This window comes from Aeromicrobium sp. PE09-221 (genome assembly GCF_002174305.1).
GTDB lineage: Bacteria > Actinomycetota > Actinomycetes > Propionibacteriales > Nocardioidaceae > Aeromicrobium.
Genome location: NZ_MIJB01000101.1, coordinates 1 through 1,562, shown reverse-complemented (window position 1 = coordinate 1,562; position 1,562 = coordinate 1). Strand labels below are relative to the sequence as shown.

Annotated in this window: 1 protein-coding gene; it reads left to right on the top strand. The window is 60.7% G+C overall.

What is annotated here, in order from left to right:
• Nucleotides 1-1,562 (top strand): hypothetical protein (locus BHE97_RS20295; protein ID WP_170931523.1); only part of this gene is annotated, 1,562 nt, incomplete at both ends.

Here is a 1,562-nt window from a genome sequence, read left to right as displayed (position 1 = left end):
TCCTCGGACCTTGCCGACGCCGCAGCGGCGGCAAGGACATTCCTTCCTGATGTCGCAGGCGAGTACACGGTACGCCTCACCGTCACGGCGGGCGACGCCAGCGAGTCTACCGAAGCCACATTGACGGCAACCGCGTACGACGTCGGCTACCTCGCCGTGTCTGGAGACGCGGTAACCTCGACCCGGTATGGGGCCATGGTTCGTTCTGACGGGACGAACGTGCGGGCCGTAACCTGCGAGGTCGGTCTCACAGAGACATCGGAGCAGGCATGGGTGACGGACTTCCGCGGAAGCGGCCAGTACCAACTACGGGGGTACTTGCCTACTGATCCGACAGAAACGAGTCGATTGGCGTTCGCGTACGAAAACGACGATGACGAACTGGTGATGCAAATCGCCAGCGCCCAGACCGACTGCGCCGATGACCAACCGGTGTCGACGATCGGAGGTTTCCTGCCAGTGTTCTCTCCGGATGGATCTCGCGTCGCCTTCTCGGTGCCTGGCGAGGCTTCAGCCCAGACACTGCACACGATCGGAAGCGATGGGGAAGATCTCCGAACTATACGCACGGAAGCTTCCGGCACGACCGCGATTGCCATGAGTTGGACACAGGAAGGTGAACTGATCTGGGTCGAATCGGTATCCGGCGGAGACGAGTCCTATTCGGTGGTGTACCGCACGGCCGATGAGGAGGATGCGTTTACGAACGACGCCGTAACAGACGTTCTGCTGGATTGTTCGACGGCCGCGAATCCGATCCCGACCATCACTCAAGTCGTGCTTCGGGAGGGCAGCCTGTATGTCGCGTCGCTCGTGATCAATGACTCCACGGCGTCCCGCAGCATCTGGCGCTTGACGCCGACGGCCACAAGCGCGTTCAGCTGCGACAGCGAAGCCATGACGAACTTGATGCTCGTCGACGGCAACGGATGGGATCTCGAGGTGTCCGCCGACGGGTTGAACGTTCTGTACTATTCCCAGGTGGAAGAGGCTGACCCTCCAGAGACGCAATTGTTCGTCATCGCTTCAGACGCAAGCTCAGAACCCAAGTTACTCGCCGCGGGCGAAGGAGTCACCAATACTGGCGCTCACTTCGCAGCGGGCGGTAAACAGGTCGTCTTCACCAACACCGTCTTCGAAACCGTAGATGACGCGGAGCGCCCCGTCTCCTCGTCGGTTTGGGTCGTCAACACCGATGGTAGCGCTGCGCGGAAGCTCGTCGAAACGACGTCTACCGAGACCGAGGCCCGCATGCTCCATACGGGCGGGACCAGCGCATGTAGCCTCGGGGTCAATCGGGCTTCCGGAGTGGCCTTGTCCGGTTTCCTTGTGGGATTGGCAGCACTCGTTTCCAGGTCTGTCGCTGATCCACCTCTGCCGCTGCCGACCACGAGCACTGGTGAGCAGTCCGTGTGTGGCCGATCTCTCAGAAAACGACGACTGGTGGCACAACAAAACTCCGAGCACAGCAGACTACTGCGACGCGCCGCACACGCCACCCTCTCCAAGCAAGAACAATCAGAACTCACAGACAACATCAGAACACGGAACAGAACACGCGA